General features: G+C 63.1%; 17 protein-coding genes and 4 pseudogenes. All 21 read left to right on the top strand.

Annotation, left to right across the window (positions count from 1 at the left end; translation table 11 throughout):
* Positions 1-1267 precede the first annotated feature (1267 nt).
* The 21 genes and pseudogenes from NKJ67_RS14840 (at position 1268) to nifX (ending at position 22695) form a co-directional block, all read left to right on the top strand.
* Positions 1268-2470: a cytochrome P450 gene (locus NKJ67_RS14840; protein WP_352581792.1), complete on the top strand. Its 1203-nt coding sequence runs from the start codon at positions 1268-1270 to the stop codon at positions 2468-2470.
* Positions 2471-2558: 88 nt separating this feature from the next.
* Complete coding sequence (locus tag NKJ67_RS14835; protein ID WP_352581869.1) at positions 2559-3848, top strand: cytochrome P450; 1290 nt, start codon at positions 2559-2561, stop codon at positions 3846-3848.
* Positions 3832-3975: pseudogene (locus tag NKJ67_RS35140) on the top strand (ferredoxin); the annotation flags it as partial. The gene NKJ67_RS14835 and the pseudogene NKJ67_RS35140, both read left to right, overlap by 17 nt.
* 168 nt (positions 3976-4143) lie before the next feature.
* Positions 4144-4986 carry an SDR family oxidoreductase gene (locus tag NKJ67_RS14825; RefSeq protein ID WP_352575295.1) on the top strand — a complete coding sequence of 281 codons (843 nt, stop codon included), beginning with the start codon at positions 4144-4146 and terminating at the stop codon, positions 4984-4986.
* The gene (locus NKJ67_RS14820) at positions 4986-6329 is read left to right on the top strand and encodes a cytochrome P450 (RefSeq protein ID WP_352581791.1); all 1344 of its coding nucleotides are present in this window, start codon (positions 4986-4988) and stop codon (positions 6327-6329) included. Before NKJ67_RS14825 ends, NKJ67_RS14820 begins: the two co-directional genes overlap by 1 nt.
* A gap of 147 nt (positions 6330-6476) precedes the next feature.
* Positions 6477-7466: a polyprenyl synthetase family protein gene (locus NKJ67_RS14815; protein WP_352446510.1), complete on the top strand. Its 990-nt coding sequence runs from the start codon at positions 6477-6479 to the stop codon at positions 7464-7466.
* A gap of 146 nt (positions 7467-7612) precedes the next feature.
* On the top strand, positions 7613-9163 hold the full coding sequence (locus tag NKJ67_RS14810) for a hypothetical protein (protein ID WP_352581790.1): 1551 nt from the start codon (positions 7613-7615) through the stop codon (positions 9161-9163).
* Entirely contained in the window at positions 9160-10062 is a 903-nt protein-coding gene (locus NKJ67_RS14805; protein WP_352581789.1) for a terpene synthase family protein, read from the top strand. Before NKJ67_RS14810 ends, NKJ67_RS14805 begins: the two co-directional genes overlap by 4 nt.
* Before the next feature lie 28 nt (positions 10063-10090).
* On the top strand, positions 10091-11194 hold the full coding sequence (gene fni, locus NKJ67_RS14800) for a type 2 isopentenyl-diphosphate Delta-isomerase (RefSeq protein ID WP_502905223.1): 1104 nt from the start codon (positions 10091-10093) through the stop codon (positions 11192-11194).
* A gap of 242 nt (positions 11195-11436) precedes the next feature.
* Positions 11437-11696: pseudogene (locus NKJ67_RS14795) on the top strand (transposase); the annotation flags it as partial.
* Positions 11697-11885: 189 nt separating this feature from the next.
* Positions 11886-12068 (top strand): hypothetical protein, encoded by a 183-nt coding sequence (locus NKJ67_RS14790; protein WP_352575244.1) that lies wholly within the window; start codon positions 11886-11888, stop codon positions 12066-12068.
* An 86-nt stretch (positions 12069-12154) separates the two neighbouring features.
* Positions 12155-12742, top strand: a complete 588-nt coding sequence (locus tag NKJ67_RS14785; protein WP_352446515.1) for a hypothetical protein — start codon at positions 12155-12157, stop codon at positions 12740-12742.
* Between the two features lie 355 nt (positions 12743-13097).
* Positions 13098-13424 carry a helix-turn-helix domain-containing protein gene (locus tag NKJ67_RS14780; RefSeq protein ID WP_352581788.1) on the top strand — a complete coding sequence of 109 codons (327 nt, stop codon included), beginning with the start codon at positions 13098-13100 and terminating at the stop codon, positions 13422-13424.
* A 111-nt stretch (positions 13425-13535) separates the two neighbouring features.
* Positions 13536-13694 (top strand): annotated as a pseudogene (locus NKJ67_RS14775) (type II toxin-antitoxin system HipA family toxin); the annotation flags it as partial.
* Positions 13695-13839: 145 nt separating this feature from the next.
* Positions 13840-14651, top strand: a pseudogene (locus tag NKJ67_RS14770) (type II toxin-antitoxin system HipA family toxin).
* 479 nt (positions 14652-15130) lie between these two features.
* Entirely contained in the window at positions 15131-16024 is an 894-nt protein-coding gene (gene nifH, locus NKJ67_RS14765; protein WP_023763052.1) for a nitrogenase iron protein, read from the top strand.
* Between the two features lie 98 nt (positions 16025-16122).
* Positions 16123-17625 carry a nitrogenase molybdenum-iron protein alpha chain gene (gene nifD / locus NKJ67_RS14760; protein WP_352581787.1) on the top strand — a complete coding sequence of 501 codons (1503 nt, stop codon included), beginning with the start codon at positions 16123-16125 and terminating at the stop codon, positions 17623-17625.
* A gap of 126 nt (positions 17626-17751) precedes the next feature.
* Positions 17752-19293 carry a nitrogenase molybdenum-iron protein subunit beta gene (nifK, locus tag NKJ67_RS14755; protein ID WP_352581786.1) on the top strand — a complete coding sequence of 514 codons (1542 nt, stop codon included), beginning with the start codon at positions 17752-17754 and terminating at the stop codon, positions 19291-19293.
* A gap of 56 nt (positions 19294-19349) precedes the next feature.
* The gene (nifE, locus tag NKJ67_RS14750) at positions 19350-20840 is read left to right on the top strand and encodes a nitrogenase iron-molybdenum cofactor biosynthesis protein NifE (RefSeq protein ID WP_352581785.1); all 1491 of its coding nucleotides are present in this window, start codon (positions 19350-19352) and stop codon (positions 20838-20840) included.
* Between the two features lie 9 nt (positions 20841-20849).
* Positions 20850-22232 (top strand): nitrogenase iron-molybdenum cofactor biosynthesis protein NifN, encoded by a 1383-nt coding sequence (nifN, locus tag NKJ67_RS14745; protein ID WP_352581784.1) that lies wholly within the window; start codon positions 20850-20852, stop codon positions 22230-22232.
* Complete coding sequence (gene nifX / locus NKJ67_RS14740) at positions 22198-22695, top strand: nitrogen fixation protein NifX (protein ID WP_352581783.1); 498 nt, start codon at positions 22198-22200, stop codon at positions 22693-22695. Before nifN ends, nifX begins: the two co-directional genes overlap by 35 nt.
* Positions 22696-22705: the final 10 nt, after the last annotated feature.

Raw genomic sequence — 22705 nt, 5'->3', positions numbered from 1 at the left:
ATATGTGGCAGTGACCCGCCGGCCTTGGCTTGGGTGACCCTTTGACGGGGCCCTTGGGCACTCCCATGCTGAACAGAACCGGTAAACGGCATTTGCGCGAGCGGCCCGTGTTGGCGTGCCGGCATCGGACCAGCCATGCGCAAAGCGGCCACCGAGAACGGCCTTCCGGAGGAGACGATGTCCCGATGTTCAGCGGGAACGGGCACCGTCTCCTCAGGCCACTGTCTAGAGCTTCGCGCGTCGGGCATGGTGCAAGTCGCTTTCATCGTAATTTGATGGTGCTCTAACCAGGAGCAGCAAGCGGCGTGCCATTTCAAATAGAGGTGCTGTTGGACCGCGCCCTTCTTCTCGGAGGCCGTGTCTTAGAAGACCGGGAGCGCGCTATGCCGCCTCGTCACATAGGCAACAACGATGCTGTATGGTGCGGATATTCGGCGCTTCAGCCCCGGCTGGGCAAAGAAGAACCGGAAGCCGAGCCGATGCACCACCTGAGGCTGGCGGGCACTCCAGTCGTAGCGTGTGCCGCTAGCGTTCATGGGTGCGCAGCACGGCTATCGCGAACACGCGCCTCTCGCAGCAACATGAGCGCGCGCTCTTGGGCAAGCGCCTTGGCGCCGTGAGGATCGAATTCCCCAATCGTGTCTGTTTGCCGCCCTCTTATGTTCGAAACTGGACCAGAATGTCGCAGGCCCGACCTAAAGGTCGCCCGAGGCGTTCTGTCCGACACTGTTCCGTCGCCTTTGTTGGGCCGCGACACCGGCTTATTTCGCCTAGTTCTTCTCTGGCCTCAGGCTAAGCCGCTGAGAAGCTGCCACGATTTTTTTCTGCTGCGGCCAAATTGGCACGAGATTTGAAGCACCTTCGTTGCGGGCCGGGAGCCGCCGACCGACTTTCATTTCGTGGATGACACGAATGGAACGAAGAAAGAAAAGCAAAATGTCAAATCTGCGTCGGATAGCGTCTATGGGCAGGGGGCCTCGGCGAAAGCCCTTACCCAACAGCTCGCCGCCCTTGTCGACGCTTGCGCAGGAAATCTTGACCGGCGGCGAGTCAAAGGCCCACCACACGGACTTTATCCTGACCTCGAAGGTACAGGATAATGTTCTGCATCTCGCCGCGCGATGTGCCTAGACAGTTACGCGTTAGCCGATCTTGATAATCGGTCTGCCTCCGGACGACGTCGTCTACATGCCGTCTTAGGTCTTCGCTGCCGCAGCGTCCGCCGGTCACCTTCCGCCCTTCCATCGCTACCGAGTGAAGTGCCATCATGCCCGAAGAACCTTTGCCGACGCTGCCGATGTGGCGCGTCGATCACATTGAGCCCTCGACCGAGATGTTGGCGCTGCGGGCCAACGGTCCGATCCACCGCGTGCGCTTCCCGTCCGGGCACGAAGGCTGGTGGGTCACAGGCTATGACGAGGCCAAGGCGGTGTTGTCCGACGCGGCGTTCCGGCCCGCGGGAATGCCGCCGGCCGCATTCACCCCGGATTCGGTGATTCTCGGTTCGCCAGGATGGCTGGTCTCGCACGAGGGGGGCGAGCATACACGGCTACGCACGATCGTGGCGCCGGCCTTCAGCAACGGCAGGGTGAAGCAGCTCGCGCAGCAGGTCGAGGCGATCGCCGCGCAGTTGTTTGAGACGCTGGCGGCCCAGCCCCAGCCCGCCGATCTGCGGCGCCACCTCTCCTTTCCGCTTCCGGCCATGGTCATTGGCGCGCTGATGGGCGTGCTCTACGAGGACCACGCCTTTTTCGCCGGGCTGTCCGACGAGGCGATGACGCACCAGCATGAAAGTGGCCCGCGAAGCGCGTCGCGCTTGGCCTGGGAAGAACTCCGCGCCTACATTCGCGGCAAGATGTGGGACAAGCGCCAGGATCCGGGCGACAACGTGCTGACGGATCTGCTCGCGGCGGTCGACCAGGGCAAGGCGACCGAGGAAGAGGCGATCGGCCTGGCGGCGGGCATGCTGGTGGCGGGGCACGAGAGCACCGTCGCGCAGATCGAATTCGGCCTGCTGGCCATGTTCCGCCATCCGCAACAGCGCGAACGCCTGATCGGCGATCCATCCCTGGTGGACAAGGCGGTAGAGGAAATCCTGCGCATGTACCCGCCGGGCGCCGGCTGGGACGGCATCATGCGCTATCCGAGGACCGACGTGACCATCGCGGGCGTGCATGTTCCCGCGGAGAGCAAGGTGCTGGTCGGCCTGCCGGCGACGTCGTTCGATCCGCGCCATTTCGACGACCCGGAAATCTTCGACATAGGACGTGACGAAAACCCGCACCTGGCGTTCTCCTACGGGCCGCACAACTGCGTCGGCTTGGCGCTGGCCAGGCTGGAACTCAAGGCGGTGTTCGGTTCGATCTTCCAGCGCTTTCCCGCGCTGCGCCTGGCCGTGGCGCCCGAAGAACTGAAGTTGCGCAAGGAGATCATCACTGGTGGGTTCGAGGAGTTCCCGGTGCTCTGGTGATGCTCGGATGCCACCAGGAATCGCGATGTTCTCGAATTGCCGGCGCGCCTGCCGCGCGATCAGATCAGCCAGCCAACAGGTGACCAAGATGGACGTGCAAGAAACCACGGCAGCATGCCGGGATGCCTTCGCCGAACTGGCGTCGCCAGCGTGCATTCAGGACCCGTACCCATTCATGCGGTGGTTGCGCGAGCACGATCCGGTACATCGCGCGGCGTCGGGCCTCTTTCTGTTGAGCCGCCACGCCGACATCTACTGGGTGCTCAAGGCCACGGGCGATGCTTTTCGGGGGCCGGCGCCAGGCGAACTGGCGCGCTATTTCCCCCGGGCGGCGACCAGCCTGTCGCTAAGTCTGCTGGCGTCCACTTTAGCGATGAAGGAACCTCCAACGCATACGCGTCTGCGCCGGCTGATCTCGCGCGATTTCACCATCGGCCAGATCGACAAGCTGAGGCCGACCATCGCTCGCATCGTCGCAGCGCGCCTGGACGGCATGGCGCCCGCGCTGGAGCGCGGGGAGGCGGTGGACCTGCATCAGGAATTCGCGCTGGCCTTGCCCATGCTGGTTTTCGGCGAACTGTTCGGCATGCCCCCGGATGACATTCTCGGGCTCATCACCGGCATCAGCGCCATTCTGGAAGGCCTGAGCCCGCACGCCAGCGATCCCCAGCTCGCCGCGGGGGACGCGGCCAGCGCCAGGGTGCAGGCCTACTTCGGCGACCTCATACAGCGCAAGCGCACCGATTCCCGCCACGACATCGTGTCAATGCTGGTCGGCGCACACGACGACGATGCCGAGACGCTGTCGAATGCGGAATTGATCAGCATGCTTTGGGGCATGCTGCTGGGCGGCTTCGCCACCACTGCCGCGGCCATCGGCCATGCGGTCCTGGCGATGCTGGCGTATCCCGAACAGCGGCACTGGCTGAAGGGAGATGCCGTGGGGGTGAAGGCTTTCGTCGAAGAAGCCCTGCGCTATGACGCGCCCGCCATGTTCAGCTCCATTCCGCGTATCGCCCAGCGCGACATCGAACTGGGCGGCGTGGTGATCCCGAAGAACGCGGACGTGCGCGTGCTGATCGCGGCCGGCAATCGCGACCCGGACGCCTTCGCCGATCCCGATCGCTTCGATGCCGTGCGGTTCTACGGCACCAGTCCTGGCATGTCGATCGACGGGAAGATCATGCTGACCTTCGGCCACGGCATCCACTTCTGCCTTGGTGCGCAACTGGCCCGGGTGCAGTTGGCCGAGAGCCTGCCGCGGATCCAGGCGCGCTTCCCCACGCTGGCATTGGCCGAGCAGCCGACCCGGGAGCCCTCCGCGTTCCTTAGGACGTTCCGCGCGCTGCCGGTACGGCTGCATGGGCAGGAGGGCTGAGATGCGCGTCCTGGTCGATCAGGATCTGTGCGGAACGACCGGGCAGTGCGTGCTGACGCTGCCGGGCACCTTTCGCCAGCGCGAACCGGACGGCGTGGCCGAAGTGTGCGTTGCGACGGTCCCGCAGGCGCTGCACGCCGCCGTGCGGCTTGCGGCGAACCAGTGCCCGGTCGCCGCCATTCGGGTCATCGAAAGCGACGCTGGCCATGACGAGTGCGCCAGCGCCGACCCGGCGCCTTCTCCGACGCAGGCCCAGCGGCATGCCGCGAAAGACCAATGCAATTCAGGAGACACGATGGGAAGGTTTGAAGGCAAGGTGGCCGTGGTGACCGGCGCCGGCGCCGGCATCGGCAAGGCATGCGCTCTCGCCATCGCGCGCGGAGGCGGCAGAGTGGTGGTGGCCGACATTGATGGCCCGGCGGCCATCGCCTGCACCGCGCAGATCGCGGCCGAAGCAGGCCACGCGCTGGCCATAGCCATGGACATCGCCGATGAGCAGGCGGTGGCAGCGCTGTTCGAGACGGCGGAGCGGCACTTCGGGGGGGTCGAGCTGCTGGTGAACAATGCGAGCGCCATGCATCTGACCCCGCGCGACCGCGCCATCCTCGACCTGGACCTGGCAGTCTGGGACCAGACAATGGCGACCAATCTGCGCGGCACGCTGCTCTGCTGCCGGCAGGCCATCCCACGGATGATCGCCCGTGGCGGTGGCGCAATCGTCAACATGTCGTCGTGCCAAGGGCTCAGCGGTGACACGGCGCAGACGTCCTACGCCGCGTCGAAGGCGGCGATGAACATGCTCTCGGCTTCGCTCGCCACCCAGTACGGTCACTCTCAGATACGCTGCAACGCGGTTGCGCCGGGTCTTATCATGACCGAGCGTCTCCTCGCCAAGCTGGACGAGTGCATGCAACGGCATCTGCGCCGGCACCAGCTCCTGCAGCGCGTCGGCCGCCCCGAGGATGTGGCCGCGCTGGTGGCGTTCCTGCTCTCCGACGATGCTGCGTTCATCACCGGCCAGCTCGTGTGCATCGACGGCGGCATGCTGGCGCATGTCCCGACATATGCCGACGGTGGCAACAGCTGCGCCGCGCGCCCTGCAGGCGACACCGAATCGGCGGCGGCGGCGCGCTGCTGATGGACATGCTGCTCAACCCACTCAACCGCCGGCACCGGCTGCGATGCGACATCCCGGTCATGCCTGGCGCTTTCCCCCTGGTCGGGCATCTTCCCGCCATTGTCTGCGACCTGCCGCGCCTGCTGCGGCGCGCGCAACGCACGCTGGGCAGCCACTTCTGGCTGGATTTCGGCCCTGCCGGACATCTCATGACCTGTGTGGATCCGGACGCATTCTCACTGCTCAGGCACAAGGACGTGTCCTCGGCGCTGATCGAAGAGATCGCGCCCGAATTGCTTGGCGGAACGTTGGTTGCGCTGGACGGCGGCGCGCACCGGCAGGCGCGCGATGCCATCAAGGCAGCGTTCTTGCCCAGGGGGCTGACCCAGGCCGGGATCGGCGACCTGTTCGCGCCCGTCATCCAGGCGCGGGTGCAGGCATGGCGCGCCCGCGGCGAGGTACTCATCCTGCGCGAAACCGGCGACCTGATGCTGAAGCTCATCTTCAGCCTCATGGGAATCCCCGCGCAGGACCTGCCGGGATGGCATCGCAAGTACCGGCAATTGCTGCAGTTGATCGTCGCGCCACCGGTCGACCTGCCCGGATTGCCTTTGCGGCGCGGCCGTGCCGCCCGCGACTGGATCGACGCGCAGTTGCGCCAGTTCGTCCGCGACGCACGCGCGCATGCCGCGCGCACCGGGTTGATCAACGACATGGTGAGCGCCTTCGACCGCAGCGACGGTCCGCTCTCCGATGACGTCCTGGTCGCGAATATTCGCTTGCTGCTGCTTGCCGGTCACGACACCACTGCCTCGACGATGGCCTGGATTGTAATCGAGCTGGCGCGGCAGCCTGTGCTGTGGGACGCCCTGGTTGAGGAGGCGCAACGTGTGGGCGCGGTGCCGACCCGGCACGCGGACCTGGCGCAGTGTCCGGTCGCCGAGGCGCTGTTCCGCGAGACACTGCGCCTGCATCCGGCGACCACGCTCCTGCCGCGTCGCGCGCTGCAGGAATTGCAACTCGGCCAACGGCGCATTCCCGCAGGCACCCATCTATGCATCCCGCTGCTGCATTTCTCGACCTCGGCGCTGCTGCACGAGGCGCCTGATCAGTTCCGCCTGGCGCGGTGGCTGCTACGCACAGAGCCGATCCGGCCGGTTGACATGCTGCAGTTCGGTACCGGCCCACACGTCTGCATCGGCTACCACCTGGTATGGCTGGAAATGGTGCAGTTCTGCATCGCCTTGGCGCTGACCATGCACAAGGCCGGGGTGCGGCCGCAGTTGCTGAGCGACGTCGAAAAAGGCCGGCGCTATTACCCTACCGCACATCCGTCAATGAAAATTCGAATAGGCTTTTCATGAGCTGGCACGGCATGCCCTGTGTGGCAAGGCAGCGGCGCCGGCGGGGCGCGGCATTGCTGCACTCAGCGCACGCACTCGTGTGACGCCGGCAACACCGTGACGACTTGCGCTCGCCGTGGCCGTCTCAGCTACAAGGACATCAACAACATGCAGACCGGTTCCACTCCACGCGACCGAATTGGCGTTTCCGCATTCGGCGGATTGGGCGCGCAGGCGCGCGGCGCCTCTGGCGGGCTGCTCCCGGAGATCTGGATGCAGGACGGCGCAAAGCGGGTCGAACAGGCTCTGGGGCGTCTGCTCTGCGCCGAAGACGACGGTAAGACAGAGCTGATGGCGGCCATGCGCTACGCCACCTTGCATGGCGGGAAGCGCACCCGCGCCTTGCTCTGTCTGGCTGCCGGCGCACTGGCGGGCACGCCGGCGCACATGCTCGACGACGTCGGCGCCGCCATCGAGATGATGCACGCCTGTACCCTGGTCCACGACGACCTGCCCGCGATGGACGACGACGTGCTTCGCCGCGGCCTTCCGACCGTGCACGTAAAGTTCGGCGAAGCCACTGCGATCCTGGTCGGCGATGCGCTGCAGGCCCACGCCTTCCTCACCCTGGCGAGCCTGGATGCGCCGGGCGACAACCGTATCGCGCTCGTGCGCGAACTGGCGCAGGCGGTGTCCGCCGAGGGTGCCGCAGGCGGGCAGGCCATCGATCTGTCGCTGGTCGGAAAGCACGCCGGGCTGGACAGGATCCTGGCGATGCACGGGATGAAAACCGGAGCGCTAGTGCGCGCGTCGGTTCGCATGGGCGCGCTATACTCCATCGCGGAGGATGCCGCGCACGCTGCGCTGTATGCTGCGCTCGATCGCTACACCGCCTGTTTCGGCCTGGCGTTGCAGGTGGCCGACGACATTCTCGACGCGACGGCGGATACCGCGACTCTTGGCAAGACCCCCGGTAAGGACGCGGCGGCGCAAAAGCCGACCTGCGCGTCGATCATGGGGCTGCAGGCTGCGCGCCAGTTCGCCCTGTACTTGTTGCACGACGCCGGGGAGGCCATCGCCCCTCTGGGGCCGCGTGCGGAAGGGTTGGCGCAGATGCTGCAGCGGGCCAACGTCTATCTGTCCGCGCCATACGCATGAGCGGGCCCATCCGTAAGGACTCGCCCCTGTGCTGCTGCGATCGGCCGGCGGGCGCAGCATGCTGCACTGTGTCCGTGTCGGCGGCGACGTGCGCGGCGTCTGCCCGTTTCTGTTCTCGTTAGCCCTCTGCAGAAGGAACATACCGCGTGAACGCGCTGTCCGAACAGATCCTTTCCGAAATGCGCCACCTGCTGAGCGATATGAGCGACGGCGGCAGTGTCGGTCCGTCCGTCTACGACACGGCGCGAGCTCTGCAGTTCGACGGCAACGTCACCGGTCGGCACGACGCATACGCGTGGCTCATCGCGCAGCAACAGGCCGATGGCGGATGGGGAAGTGCGGACTTCCCGCTGTTTCGCCATGCGCCCACGTGGGCGGCGTTGCTGGCATTGCAGCGTGCCGATCCTCTTCCTGGCGCTGCCGACGCAGTCGAGGCTGCAACCCAATTCATCGAGCGCCAGCCCGATCCCTACGCGCATGCGGTGCCGGAAGACGCGCCCATCGGCGCGGAGCTGATCCTGCCGCAGTTGTGCGACGAGGCCGCATCCTTGCTGGGTGGCGTGGCGTTTCCGCGCCACCCGGCGCTGTTGCCGTTGCGGCAAGCACGCCTGGCCAAGCTGGGGCCAGTTGCGACGTTGCCGAGCGGCCATCCGTTGCTGCACTCCTGGGAAGCCTGGGGGACGTCGCCGGCCACCGCATGCCCGGACGACGACGGCAGCATCGGCATTAGTCCGGCCGCCACCGCGGCGTGGCGTGCGCAAGCCGTGACACAGGGAAGAACGCCGCAGGTCGGGCGCACCGACGGGTATCTGCAGGCGGCATCGCGGGCGACGCGCACCGGCATCGAAGGTGTCGTTCCCAACGTCTGGCCAATCAATGTGTTCGAGCCATGCTGGTCGCTGTACACGCTGCATCTGGCCGGTCTGTTCGCGCATCCCGCGCTCGCCGAGGCGGTGCAAGTGATCATCGCGCAGCTCGACGCCCGCCTCGGCGTGCGCGGTCTGGGCCCGGCCTTGCACTTCGCGGCCGATGCGGACGACACCGCCGTTGCATTGTGCGTCCTTCGCCTTGCAGGCCGCGACCCGGCGGTCGACGCGTTGCGCCATTTCGAAACCGGCGAGCTGTTCGTCACCTTCCCCGGCGAGCGCAATGCCTCGGTGTCGACCAACATCCATGCCCTGCATGCGTTGCGAATGTTGGGAAAGCCCGCCGCCCGCACCAGCGCCTACGTCGAGGCCAATCGCAACCCGCACGGTCTATGGGACAACGAAAAATGGCACATTTCGTGGCTGTATCCAACCGCGCATGCGGTCGCTGCGCTCGCGCAAGGCAACCCCCACTGGCGCGACGAGCGCGCGCTGGCCGGGCTGCTGCGGACGCAGCGCGACGACGGCGGCTGGGGCGCGGGTCGCGCGTCCACATTCGAGGAAACCGCCTATGCGCTGTTCGCGTTGCACGTGATGGACGGGAGCGAAGCGCCGGCAGGGCGCCGGCGCATCGCGCAGGCGGTGGCGCGTGCGCTGAAGTGGATGCTCGCCCGCCACGCAGCGCACGCACTGCCCCAGACACCGCTGTGGATCGGCAAGGAACTGTATTGCCCCACTCGGGTGGTGCGCGTGGCCGAACTCGCCGGGTTGTGGCTGGCGCTTTGTTGGGGGCGGCACGTCTCGGCCGAGGGAGCAGGAGCGGGGCCATGATCCAGACCGATCGCGCGCTGCAGCAGGTGCTGGAGTGGGGGCGTTCCCTGACCGGGTTCGCCGACGAGCATGCCATAGAAGCGGTCAGGGGCGGCCAGTACATCCTGCAGCGCATCCAGCCGAGCCTGCGCGACACCAGCGCCCGCACCGGCCGCGATCCGCTGGACGAAACGCTGATCGTGGCGTTCTATCGCGAACTGGCGCTGCTCTTCTGGCTCGACGATTGCAACGACCTTGGCCTGATCGCGCCGGAGCAGCTCGCCGCGGTGGAGCAGGCGCTGGGGCAGGGTGTGCCGTGCGCGCTTCCCGGATTCGAGGGCTGTGCTGTGCTTCGCACTTCGCTCGCCGCGCTCGCCTACGATCGTCGCGACTATGCTCAGCTTCTCCACGATACCCGGTGCTACTGCGCGGCGCTGCGCGCCGGACACGCGCAGGCGGCAGGGGCGCAGCGCTGGTCGTACGCCGAGTACTTGCACAACGGCATCGATTCGATCGCCTACACGAACGTGTTCTGTTGCCTGTCCTTGCTGTGGGGGCTGGACATGGCGACCTTGCGCGCGCATCCGGCGTTTCGCCAGGTTCTGCGGCTCATCTCCGCGATAGGGCGCTTGCAGAACGACCTGCATGGACGCGAAAAGGATAGATCGGCCGGCGAGGCCGACAACGCGGCGATCCTGCTGCTGCAGCGCTATCCGGCCATGCCTGTGGTGGAGTTCCTCAACGACGAGCTGGCCGGCCACACACGCATGCTGCACCGGGTGATGGCGCAAGAACGCTTTCCCCCGCCGTGGGGACCGCTGATCGAAGCCATGGCGGCCATCCGCGCGCAGTACTACGAGACCTCAACCAGTCGCTACCGCAGCGACGCTGCGGGCGGAGGCCAGCGTGCGCCGGCCTGAACGCGCGGGAGACGGCGGCGTGAGCGCGCTGCCGTCGGTCCGATCCGACGCAACGCCGTCGCCCGATGACGCGGAAGGAGCGAGCATCAGCGACACCAACCTGAGCCGGCGCAAGGACGACCACCTGGACATCGTGCTGGATCCGCGAACGGCACGGGCCAAGGCCGCTGGCTGGGAGTACATTCGTTTCGAACACTGTGCATTGCCCGAGTTGGACCTGACGCAGATCGACCTCAGCGCCTCGCTGCTGGGCAAGACCATGCGCGCGCCTCTGCTGATCAGCTCCATGACCGGCGGCATGCCACGCGCCGAGGCCATTAACCGCCATCTGAGCGAGGCAGCGCAAGCCTTGGGGATCGCCATGTGCGTCGGTTCGCAGCGCGTAAGCCTGCAATCCCGCAACTCCCAGGGGCTGACGCGCGCGCTACGCCGCCTCGCCCCAGACGTTCCCTTGCTGGCCAATATCGGCGCCGCGCAACTGCGCCAGCCCGACGGCCTGGACCTCGCGCGCCGGGCGGTGGATGCACTGGAGGCCGATGGACTCATCGTCCATCTCAATCCGCTGCAGGAAGCAGTACAGCCGGAGGGCGACCGCGACTGGCGCGGCGTCCTGGCGCAGATCGCTCGCGCCGCGCGCAGCGTCGGCGTGCCGATCGTGGCCAAGGAAGTGGGGTCGGGCCTGTCCGCCTCGGTGGCCTGTGCGCTCGTCGAGGCGGGCGTGGCGGTGATCGATGTCGCCGGCGCCGGCGGCACCAGCTGGGCCGCGGTGGAGGGCGAGCGCGCCCCCGATGCCGCCGACCGCGCAGTGGCAATGGCATTCGCGGATTGGGGGATTGCGACCCCGGCCAGCGTGCAGGCGGTCCGTCGGGCCCTGCCAGCGGTGAAGCTGATCGCGTCGGGCGGGATCAGCGACGGCGTCGACGTGGCCAAGGCCATCCGCTTGGGCGCGGACATCGCCGGGCAGGCAGCCGGCGTGCTGCGCGCGGCTACGCAATCCAGCGAGGCCGTTGTCGCGCATTTCGAGATCGTTATCCGCCAGTTGGCCGTCGCCTGCTTCTGCACCGGCTCGGCTGATCTGGTGGCGTTGCGTCAGGCGCGCTTGTTGGCCTCGGCGCATCTGCCCGCCGGTTGATGTCAGCCTCGATCGCACGTGGCGACGGGCGCCTAGTCTCACTGAGTCAGAAAGTCTCGCGCGCTGGTCGCGGGCTTGTTCGGGTGCTGCTTTGTGATCAGGGAGGCGCCCCGCCGTAGCCGACTGGGGCATCTGAGAGTGAAGCCGCATTCGACGCCATGTCGCGCTTTGATCGGGGTGATCGGTCACTCCAACCGAGTTGAGCCCCTGAAGGGGCCGGGGGTGCTGGAGGCCGGCTACGCTTGGACCGCATCAACCACTCGGAAAGCTACAGCGACGGCCACGGCAAGCATACCAACATGGTGGAGAGCTATTTCAGCCGCCTTCGCCGCATAGTCGCCGCCGGCACCACCCCGTTTCGCACCGCTATCTCTACCAGTACGCCATCATGCAGCATGGCTGGAAGATCACCCTCGCAATTCCAACGGTGATAACGCATTTAGGCTGCTTGGCGGAGCGATGCAGCATGGAGTGGCGTACGTGGAAACGTTATTGGCAGCGAAACGTGGACAAAAATAATTCGCAAATTCCCGCATTTCGCCAAATTAGCAACCAAATTGCTACGTACGCATTTATGACGCACCAGATTGCACGTTGCATGTTTGCAGAAAATTGACAAATATGTGCGTTGCTTGTATGGCGCGCCCAACTAGCATTTACCCCGCTGGGCCAGGGAACGGGAGAACGACGCATGATGATGGAGAAAGGTGTAAAGCCGAAGATCGCTGAAAGATGCGCTCTTCCGCGTGACATTTCAAGATTCAAGAAACTGCACGAAAACGGTCGCGCGGTTATCAAGCCGAATCCTGACAAGACTCTCGGTTATGTGTCTACCGCTGAATTGGTGAATGAAACGGTGAAAACCGCTTCGTAACCCTGATTTCTATTTGCTTTTAGAGGGCGAAGGTTTACCAACCTTCGCCCTCTTGCTGTTTGGGGCGGCTGGGAGTTCGATTTGAAATGATTCCGTTTGATGAGACAAAATTGGATGAATGGCTCTCCGACTACGAGTCGTTCAATTACGCGTTCCGTCAATTTTGCTACGCGAATTTCAAGGTCCATGAGCTCGACGCGCAATTCATTCCCAACGTTATAAAGCAAATTCACGCCCAGTGGGTCAGCGACAACGAAAAGTGGCTGAATGAAGAGACGCCCGAACATACGACTAGGCTATCGCACGTAAAAATTCTCGCCTTGCTTCTTTATAATCTGAACGCGGAACCGTTTCTCGGCAATTTCTTCGATCACGAATATCAGGAAGACGTCCCTTACGCTTTCAAGGGAACCGACGAGGAAAAGGCCGCTGCGCGCCGCGATCTCATAGATGGCCGTGAAGCAATTTTGGCTTTGGACTTCTGCCTTCTGATCATCAACTGGTTTGAGAAGAACCGGATGGATCGCGCGATCCCGTACCGACAGCCGATGACGCCCGACATGCGCCACGATCTTCTCGGGTACCTTTTGAATGGCAGCGTTGACCGCAAGGCCCTTTACCTGATTTTGAAGGCCATGTATCTTCGGCCAAGCAAGGGCGGCTCCGCCAATTAGCAATCCTTCCCTCTTTTAACGCTCTCCGCTGCCTTGGCTTTCCGCTTCCGCGAACCTTCGTGGAATTGACGCCCTGTCTAATCGGCTCGACAAGGAACGCGTCCGTCCCAGCCCTTCGGCCTGAACGACCCGCTGGGCCGTCTCTTTGTTTGACTTGCTGCCTTCCGCCGCGGGCTTCATGATAACCCTGCAAAGCTCTCCGCCGAAGCGCTTGGGTTTGCGCCGCAATGGCCTGATCCGTGACGGGTCGCCCGTGGCTATATGATACGCGAACAGATCATAGAAGTTGTGACTTGCTTGTCGGAGATACCTTTGCGTATCATCGCGCATTCGAAAAGATCGTTTACGTATCATAATGGATTCTCAATCGGAAATTCTTCTCGAAATTGGTGGGCTTTTCAGGCAGGCTAGGCTGGCGGCTGCGATGACGCAGGAGCAGGTCGCTGATTTGGCGGGTATATCCCGTCCCCGATATCGCGACATCGAAAAGGGAGCCGCAGCCGCGCGTGCGACAACGCTCATGAATATCGCTCGAGCGCTCGGTCTGGAAATGATGCTGGTTCCGCAAGCCATGGTGCCGGCTGTTCAGGCTCTATTGCGTCCGCATGATAATGACGATCGACCGGCCTTTGTTTCTCAACCTGACGATGACGATCATACCTCCAGTCTTTCGCGCACCTAAGACGATCCCGTCGCTGGACGTGCTCTTGAAGGCAGTGAAGATCGGCACAATCGTCAGGACGCCGGGCGATATGCATTCAACTTCGATGAGGCCTACTGCGCGACGGGCGGCTTTCCGGTTGTCAGCCTCTCGTTTCGGGCAGCGACGGGAGTATTGCGGAAAGATCCGAAGCCTGTGCCAAGCGCCTTGCCCGCTTTCTTCGCGAACCTCCTGCCGGAGGAGAAATTGTGCGAGGCGATGGAAAGGCACCACGAAGGTAATGTGCGGCCAGGCAATGATTCCGACCTTTTAGCGGCGCTGGGCGCCGATCTGCCGGGAGCCGTACGGGCGTTGCCCAGTGACGGCGCGATAGCGGGTTTCGCAGGATGCTTCAAAGGATCAGCCCAAGGCACGGTTCTCGCTTGCCGGCGTGCAGATGAAGCTGTCGGTCATGAAGAACATTGGAAAAGGCGGCGGCCTTACCTTGCCGATGGACGACGAGCAGGGCCGGTACATTGCCAAGTTCCCTTCGACGGCCTTCCCGGGCTTTTCCGAGAACGAATTCGCCAACCTGGCGCTGGCAGCAGCAATCGGCATGGACGTTCCTGAATGCGAACTGGTCGAGAAGTCCGATTTTGAGGGCGTTCCCGAAGAATTCAACACGCTGTCTGACGGCAAGGTCCTTCTCGTCAAACGCTTCGACGCGGCGCCGGTGGCGAGAGGATACACATCGAGGATTTCGCTCAGGTCTTCGGTGTCTACCCCTCGCGCAAATATGAGGGGGCTGCTTATCACGACATAGCCTTGGCTCTTGGCGTGGCCGTCTCGCCTACGGCGGCTCTCGAGTTCGTCCGCCGCCTGGCACTGACCGTCATCACCGGCAATGGCGACATGCACCTGAAGAACTGGTCTTTGATCTATCCCGGTAACGGCGACAAGCCGGCGCTTGCACCAATCTACGACCTCCTATCCACCGTGCCATATATTCCCACCGACGCCATGGGGCTGTCGCTTGGAGGAGAGCGCTCGTTCAAGGCGCTAGCAGCACCGCGATGGAAAGCATTTGCGAACCGTGCACGGCTTCCGGAGCCAGCAGTCCTGAAGGCAGTGGTCGAGACGGTCAAACTCGTCAACGAGTACTGGTGGCATCTGCCTGAGCGCGACGTTGTCGCAGCGAAAGTGCTCGAGCGGATCGACGAACATGTGAAGGCGATGACGCCGATACTGAACTCCTGTGCCGACAAGTGAGCCGAGACCCCGCGAATTGCTGATATAGCGGGACCATCCGCCTGTGGCACCGGATGAGTGGCCGCGGACCGATGGTATGCCAGCGTCGCGCGCAGGATTCTACGCAGTCTCGACGAGGACACGCGAGACGAAGCACGTCAGCTCGCTGGCACAAAAAGTTTCGCAGCTTCCCGCAAGTAGGTTGAGATGCTGTTCGTCCACTTCAACACAACGACGCGGTGCAAACGAATTCGGTGACTGAGGATCGCGATCCGACGCTTTGTGTCGCCAATGTCGCGTCCGCTACACGGGCTGTTCCGACGATCCTTTCTTGGAACTCAAGCTAAATCCCTGAAAAGCAACCATGAAATTATTCTTCGGTTGGATCAGCCAAATTGGCATGAGTCTTGAGATCCTTAGGTGCGAGGCGGCTACAGCTGCCCGACCGGCATTCAAGTCGCGGCAGCCGCGATGAATGGGAACGAAGGAAGGAAAGCTACATGTCAGGTTTGCGTCAGATCGCCTTTTACGGCAAGGGCGGCATCGGCAAGTCCACCACCTCCCAAAATACGCTCGCAGCCCTGGTCGACCTCGGGCAGAGAATCCTCATCGTCGGCTGCGACCCCAAAGCCGACTCCACCCGCCTGATCCTGAACGCGAAGGCGCAGGATACGGTCCTGCATCTCGCGGCAGAGGAAGGTTCGGTGGAAGACCTGGAACTCGCGGACGTGCTCAAGGTCGGCTACAAAGGCATCAAATGCGTGGAGTCGGGCGGACCGGAGCCAGGTGTCGGCTGCGCCGGCCGCGGCGTGATCACCTCGATCAACTTCCTCGAGGAGAACGGCGCCTACGACGATGTCGACTATGTCTCCTACGACGTGCTCGGGGATGTGGTGTGTGGCGGTTTCGCGATGCCGATCCGCGAGAACAAGGCCCAGGAAATCTATATCGTCATGTCCGGCGAGATGATGGCGCTCTATGCCGCCAATAACATCGCCAAGGGCATCCTGAAATACGCCCATTCGGGCGGCGTGCGGCTCGGCGGCCTGATCTGCAACGAGCGCCAAACCGACCGCGAGCTCGACCTCGCCGAGGCGCTTGCTTCCAGGCTCAATTCCAAACTTATCCACTTCGTGCCGCGCGACAACATCGTCCAGCACGCCGAGCTCAGGAAGATGTCTGTCATTCAGTATGCGCCGGACTCCAAGCAGGCCGGGGAATACAGGGCGCTGGCCGAGAAGATTCACGGGAATTCGGGCCAGGGCACCATCCCGACCCCGATCACCATGGAGGAGCTCGAGGACATGCTGCTCGACTTCGGCATCATGAAGACCGACGAGCAGATGCTTGCCGAGCTTCAGGTCAAGGAAGCGGCCAAAACTGCCGCACAGTAGCGACTGCTGCCGACATGAGGCGCCGCCTTACCTGGTGCGCCTTTCAAAGAACGGCGCCTCGTCGGTGAGGCGTCACCCTGAACCTTGAAAGGGGTCCCATGAGCCTGGAATACGAGAATGACGGTGGCCTCCATGCGAGGCTTATCGAGGAAGTGCTGTCGCAATATCCTGACAAGTCGGCGAAGCGCCGCAAAAAGCACCTCAGCGTCGCAAAGCGCGGCGACGAGGCTGGCGAGGAAAGCGAGGTCCTTTCCGAATGCGAGGTCAAATCGAACATCAAGTCCATCCCCGGCGTGATGACGATTCGCGGCTGCGCGTATGCCGGCTCGAAAGGCGTGGTGTGGGGTCCAGTCAAGGATATGGTCCATATCTCCCACGGCCCGGTCGGCTGCGGACAATATTCCTGGTCGCAACGCCGAAACTACTACGTCGGCACGACCGGCATCGACACATTCGTCACCATGCAGTTCACCTCCGATTTCCAGGAGAAGGACATTGTTTTCGGCGGCGACAAGAAGCTCGAACGGATCATCGACGAGATCGAGGAACTGTTTCCGCTGAACAAGGGCATGACTGTGCAATCCGAATGCCCGATCGGCCTGATTGGCGACGACACCGAAGCTGTGTCCCGCAACAAGGCCAAGGAGCACGAAAAGACAATCGTGCCGGTGCGCTGCGAGGGCTTCCGCGGCGTCTCGCAATCCCTCGGCCACCACATCGCCAACGACGCGATCCGCGACTGGGTGTTCGAGAAGAAGGAAGTGGAGTTCGAGGCCGGCCCGTACGATGTCAATGTGGTCGGCGACTACAATATCGGCGGCGACGCTTGGGCTTCGCGCATCCTGCTTGAGGAGATGGGCCTGCGCGTGGTCGGCAACTGGTCGGGCGACGCTACGCTGGCCGAAATAGAGCGGGCGCCAAAGGCGAAGCTAAATCTCATCCATTGCTACAGGTCGATGAACTACATCTGCCGGCACATGGAGGAAAAGTATGGCATCGCCTGGATGGAGTACAACTTCTTCGGCCCCTCCCAGACCGAAGCCTCTCTGCGCAAGATAGCCAAGCACTTCGGGCCGGAAATCGAGGCCAAGGCCGAGGCGGTCATCGCCAAATACCGGCCGCTGGTCGAAGCGGTCATAGCCAAGTACCGGCCGCGCCTCGAAGGCAGGACGGTGATGCTCTATGTCGGCGGGCTGCGCCCCCGTCACGTCGTCACGGCATATGAGGACCTGGGCATGGTGATCGTCGGCACTGGCTACGAATTTGGCCATAACGACGACTATCAGCGCACCGGCCATTACGTGAAGAAGGGCACGCTGATCTATGACGACGTGACTGGCTACGAGCTGGAGAAGTTCATCGAGGGGATCCGTCCTGATCTCGTGGGCTCCGGCATCAAAGAAAAGTACCCGGTCCAGAAGATGGGCATACCGTTCCGTCAAATGCATTCCTGGGATTATTCCGGCCCGTATCACGGCTACGACGGCTTCGCCATCTTCGCCCGCGACATGGATCTGGCCATCAACAACCCGGTCTGGAACCTCTACGACGCCCCCTGGAAGAAAAAAGCCGAGCCGTCGGCAGCGATCGCAGCCGAATGAAAACCTGGCCTCCCGTAAGCCGGGAGGCCGTTAAACGCCTGTGGCCCTTGTCCGCGGGAGACTTGAAACGTTTCGACGTCCCTGTGCCGCCGTATGGCGGGCCAGATGGAGAAGAGGTAACCACCCATGCCGCAGTCGGCTGAAAAAGTTCTCGACCACGCACCCCTGTTCCGCGAGCCGGAATACAGGCAGATGCTTGCCGAGAAGAGGCTGAATTTCGAATGTCCGCACCCGGACCAGGTCGTTACCGACCAACGCGAATTCACCAAGACGTGGGAATACCGCGAAAAGAACCTTGCTCGCGAAGCGCTTGTCGTGAACCCCGCCAAAGCGTGCCAGCCGCTCGGCGCGGTGTTCGCGGCCGCAGGCTTCGAGCGAACCATGTCCTTCGTCCACGGCAGCCAGGGCTGCGTGGCCTATTACCGCTCGCACCTGTCGCGCCATTTCAAGGAGCCTGCTTCGGCGGTTTCCTCCTCGATGACCGAGGACGCGGCAGTGTTCGGCGGCCTGAAGAACCTGGTCGACGGGCTCGCCAACACGTACCAACTCTACGACCCAAAGATGATCGCCGTCTCGACTACTTGTATGGCGGAGGTCATTGGCGATGACCTGCACAGCTTCATCGAGAACGCCAAGGACGAAGGCTCGGTCCCGCGCGACTTCGACGTCCCATTCGCCCATACGCCGGCCTTCGTCGGCAGCCATGTCGACGGCTATGACGTTGCGGTCAAGGGCATTTTGGAGCATTTCTGGAAAGGCGAGGAGCGAACGGAAGCCGAGGGGACCATCAACGTCATTCCGGGTTTCGACGGCTTCTGTGTTGGCAACAACCGGGAACTCAAGCGCCTGCTCGATCTGATAGGCGTGTCCTATACTTTCATCCAAGACGCCTCTGACCAGTTCGACACGCCGTCCGACGGCGAATACCGCATGTACGACGGCGGCACGAAGATCGCAGACGTGAGGAAGGCACTCAACGCCGAGGCGACACTTTCGCTACAGCATTACAACACCCGAAAAACACTGGAGTATTGCGAGGGGGTAGGGCAGGCGACTGCCTCGTTCCATTACCCGCTCGGCGTTCAGGCGACCGACGACTTCCTAATGGAGGTCTCCGCGATTTCCGGCAAGCAAATCCCCGAGGCAATCCGCCTGGAGCGCGGCCGACTTGTTGACGCCATGGCGGACAGCCAATCCTGGCTGCACGGCAAGAAATACGCCATCTACGGCGATCCAGACTTTGTCTACGGCATGGCCCGCTTCATCATGGAAACGGGCGGCGAGCCGACCCATTGCCTCGCCACCAACGGCACCTCGGCGTGGGAAGCAGAGTTGAAGGAGCTGCTTGCATCATCGCCCTTCGGCAAGGGTGCTCAAGTCTGGGCGGGCAAGGACCTCTGGGCATTGCGCTCGCTGCTCTTCACCGAGCCGGTGGACCTGCTGATCGGCAACTCCTATGGCAAGTATCTGGAGCGCGACACGGGCACGCCGCTGATCCGGCTGACGTTTCCGATCTTCGATCGCCACCATCACCATCGGTTTGCGCTGATGGGCTACCAAGGCGGGCTGCGCGTACTGACGACGATCCTGGACAAGATCTTCGACAAGCTCGATCGCGAGACAAGCGAGACGGGCGCGACGGACTATTCGTATGACCTCACCCGCTAAGCTTGACGGTCGGCTTTGGCCGATCGTCTTCCCGAGGGACTTTGGAGACCGACGCAATGTCCTCGCTCAGAGCCAAAATCCAGGATGTCTTCAATGAGCCCGCCTGCGAGCAGAACCGCGACAAGGTTGCCAAGGCGCGCAAAAAGGGCTGTTCGAAGCCACTGACCCCCGGAGCGGCGGCCGGTGGCTGTGCCTTTGATGGCGCCAAGATCGTACTGCAGCCGATCACCGACGTCGCACACCTGGTCCATGGGCCGCTCGCCTGCGAGGGCAATTCCTGGGACAACCGCGGTGCGGCTTCCTCCGGGCCAACGCTGTGGCGCACAAGCTTCACGACCGACCTCACCGAACTCAATGTTGTGATGGGGCAGGGCGAGCGGAAGCTCTTCAAAGCGATCCGCGAGATCAAGGAAGCGTATGGGCCGCCGGCGATCTTCGTCTATTCGACCTGCGTGACGGCGCTGATCGGCGACGACATCGAGGCTGTCTGCAAGCGCGCGGCGGAAAAGTTCGGCTTGGCCGTTGTGCCGGTCAATGCGCCGGGCTTCGTCGGCTCCAAGAATCTTGGCAACAAGCTTGCCGGCGAGGCGTTGCTCGAGCATGTCATCGGCACGGCCGAGCCCGACGATGCCGGCCTTTACGACATCAACATCCTTGGCGAATTCAACCTCTCCGGCGAATTCTGGCTGGTGAAGCCGCTGCTGGATCGGCTCGGGATCCGGGTGCGCGCCTGCATTCCGGGTGACGCACGTTACGTCGACATTGCCGGCGCGCACCGCGCCCAGGCGGCCATGATAGTGTGCTCGACCGCGCTCATCAATCTCGCCCGCAAGATGGAGAAGCGCTGGGGCATCCCGTTTTTCGAGGGCTCCTTCTACGGCATCACCGACACCTCTGAAGCGCTCCGACAGATCTCTCAGCTGCTCGTGAAGAAGGGTGCCGATCCGGAGATCCTCGGCCGCACCGAGGTATTGATTGCCGAGGAAGAGGCGATCGCTTGGAAGAAGCTAGCCGCCTACCGGCCGAGGCTCGAAGGCAAGCGCGTGCTGCTTAACACCGGCGGCGTGAAGTCCTGGTCGGTCGTCCATGCGCTGATGGAGATCGGGATCGAGATCGTCGGCACCTCTGTCAAGAAGTCGACCGTCGAAGACAAGGAGCGGATCAAGCAGATCCTCAAGGACAACAAACATATATTCGAGCAGATGGCAGCGCGCGAGCTTTACGCCATGCTCTCCGAACACAAGGCCGATATCCTGCTATCAGGCGGGCGCACGCAATTCGTCGCGCTGAAGGCCAAGACACCTTGGCTCGATATCAACCAAGAGCGCCAACATTCTTACGCCGGCTATGACGGCATGGTGGAACTCGTACGCCAGATCGACATCGCCATTCACAACCCGATCTGGGGGCAGGTGCGGGAGCCGGCACCATGGGATTGCCAGCCTGCGGTGAGGGAGGAACGGCCGCGCACGAAAACCGAGACCGTGACCTTGCATGCTGTCCAGGAATTCTCCGGCACGACAGCCGCTGATTTCGGCGAGTGTTGAGGAGAGCCGATGGTCCGCATCCTTCCCCAGACCAAAGCGGCGGCGGTCAATCCGCTGAAGTCATCGCAGCCCTTGGGTGCCGCCTTGGCCTTTCTTGGCGTCGACGGCGCGATGCCGTTGTTCCACGGCAGCCAGGGCTGCACCAGCTTCGCCCTCGTGCTCTTCGTGCGGCATTTCAAGGAAGCCATCCCCTTGCAGACGACGGCGATGGACGAGGTGGCGACGATCCTGGGCGGGGCGGACCATCTGGAACAGGCGATCCTCAACCTCAAGGCCCGCACAAGGCCAACACTGATCGGGGTCTGCACGACGGCGCTGGTGGAAACCCGGGGCGAAGACTGCGCAGGCGATATCGCCAATATCAGGCTGAAGCGCAGGGAAGAGCTCGCGGGTACGGAGGTGGTGCTAGCCAACACACCGGATTTCGACGGCGCGATCGAAGAGGGCTGGGCCAAGGCTGTCACCGCGATGATCGAAAGGATTACGCGGCCCGGCGAGCAGACGCGGCAGTCCAACAAGATCGTGATCCTGCCTGGCTGGAACCTCACTGTGGCTGATATCGAGCATTTGCGTGAGATGATTGAAAGCTTTGGACTCAAACCGGTAATTCTGCCGGACATCTCCGGCTCGCTCGACGGTACGGTGCCCGACCGCTGGGTCACGACCACCTATGGCGGCACCAGTGTCGAGGATATCCGTGAGCTTGGCACGGCCGAGCAATGCATCGTCATCGGTGAGCATATGCGCCGCCCGGCCGAGCTGCTGCAGAGGTTGACCGGCGTGCCTTACGTGCTGTTCCGGTCGCTGACTGGACTGAAGGACGCCGACCGGTTCGTCTCGCTGCTGTCCGCAGTTTCGGGCGCGGCAGCGCCGGCCGGGGTGCGCCGTCGCCGGGCGCAGTTGCAGGACGCGTTGCTCGACGGACATTTCCATTTTGGAGGCAAGAAAATTGCGATCGCTGCTGAACCAGACCAACTCTACCAACTCGCGAGCTTCTTCATCGGCATGGGCTCCGAAATCGCGGCGGCGGTCACCACGACCGACATGTCGAACATTTTGGAGGAAGTACCGGCGCAGTCGGTTCAGATCGGCGATCTCGGCGATTTGGAAGCTCTTGGCGCCGGCGCTGATCTTCTCGTCACCCATTCCCATGGCCGCCAGGCGGCGCAGCGCCTCGGCATTCCGCTCATGCGGGTCGGCTTCCCGATCTTCGACCGGCTCGGCAGCCAGCACAAGCTCACAATCCTCTACCAAGGAACCCGCGACCTAATCTTCGAGGTCGCCAACATTTTTGAAGCCAACCGGCACGCGCCGACGCCTCAGGCGCTTGATCCACTCCGTAAGCGAGAAATGCCAGATGAGCTCCGTTCGTCGCCTCTCGCTCGTCACTGACGAGGTTCACGCACCGACGCCGGAACGCCAAGCCGGCGCATTGCGCGTGGCGATCGCCACGCAGGACATGAAGAACCTCAACGCCCATTTCGGGTCGGCCAGGCGCTTTGCTGTCTACGACGTGACGCGCGAGGAGTGGAATCTCGTGGAAGCCGTGGCCTTCGATGACGTTTCCGACGAGAGCGGGAAGCACCGAACCGAGGGCGATGACCGCATCACCCCGAAGGTGGAGGCGCTGAAGGGCTGCCATTTGCTGTTTTGTCTGGCGATCGGCGGACCTTCGGCAGCCAAACTTGTTTCCGCAAAGATCCATCCGATCAAAGTGCCGCAGCCCCAGACCATCCAAGAGGCGTTGTTGCGCACGCAGATGATGCTCAGGACGTGTCCTCCCCCTTGGCTGCGCAAGGTGCTGGCGCAGGCAGGTGTCGCTGAACAGAAACCCTCCTTCCAGGACGAGGACTGAATTGAGGAGT

The organism is Mesorhizobium sp. M0088 (assembly GCF_040322895.1).
In the GTDB taxonomy this organism is placed as follows: Bacteria; Pseudomonadota; Alphaproteobacteria; order Rhizobiales; family Rhizobiaceae; genus Mesorhizobium.
This window is presented reverse-complemented; position numbering and strand designations above follow the sequence as displayed.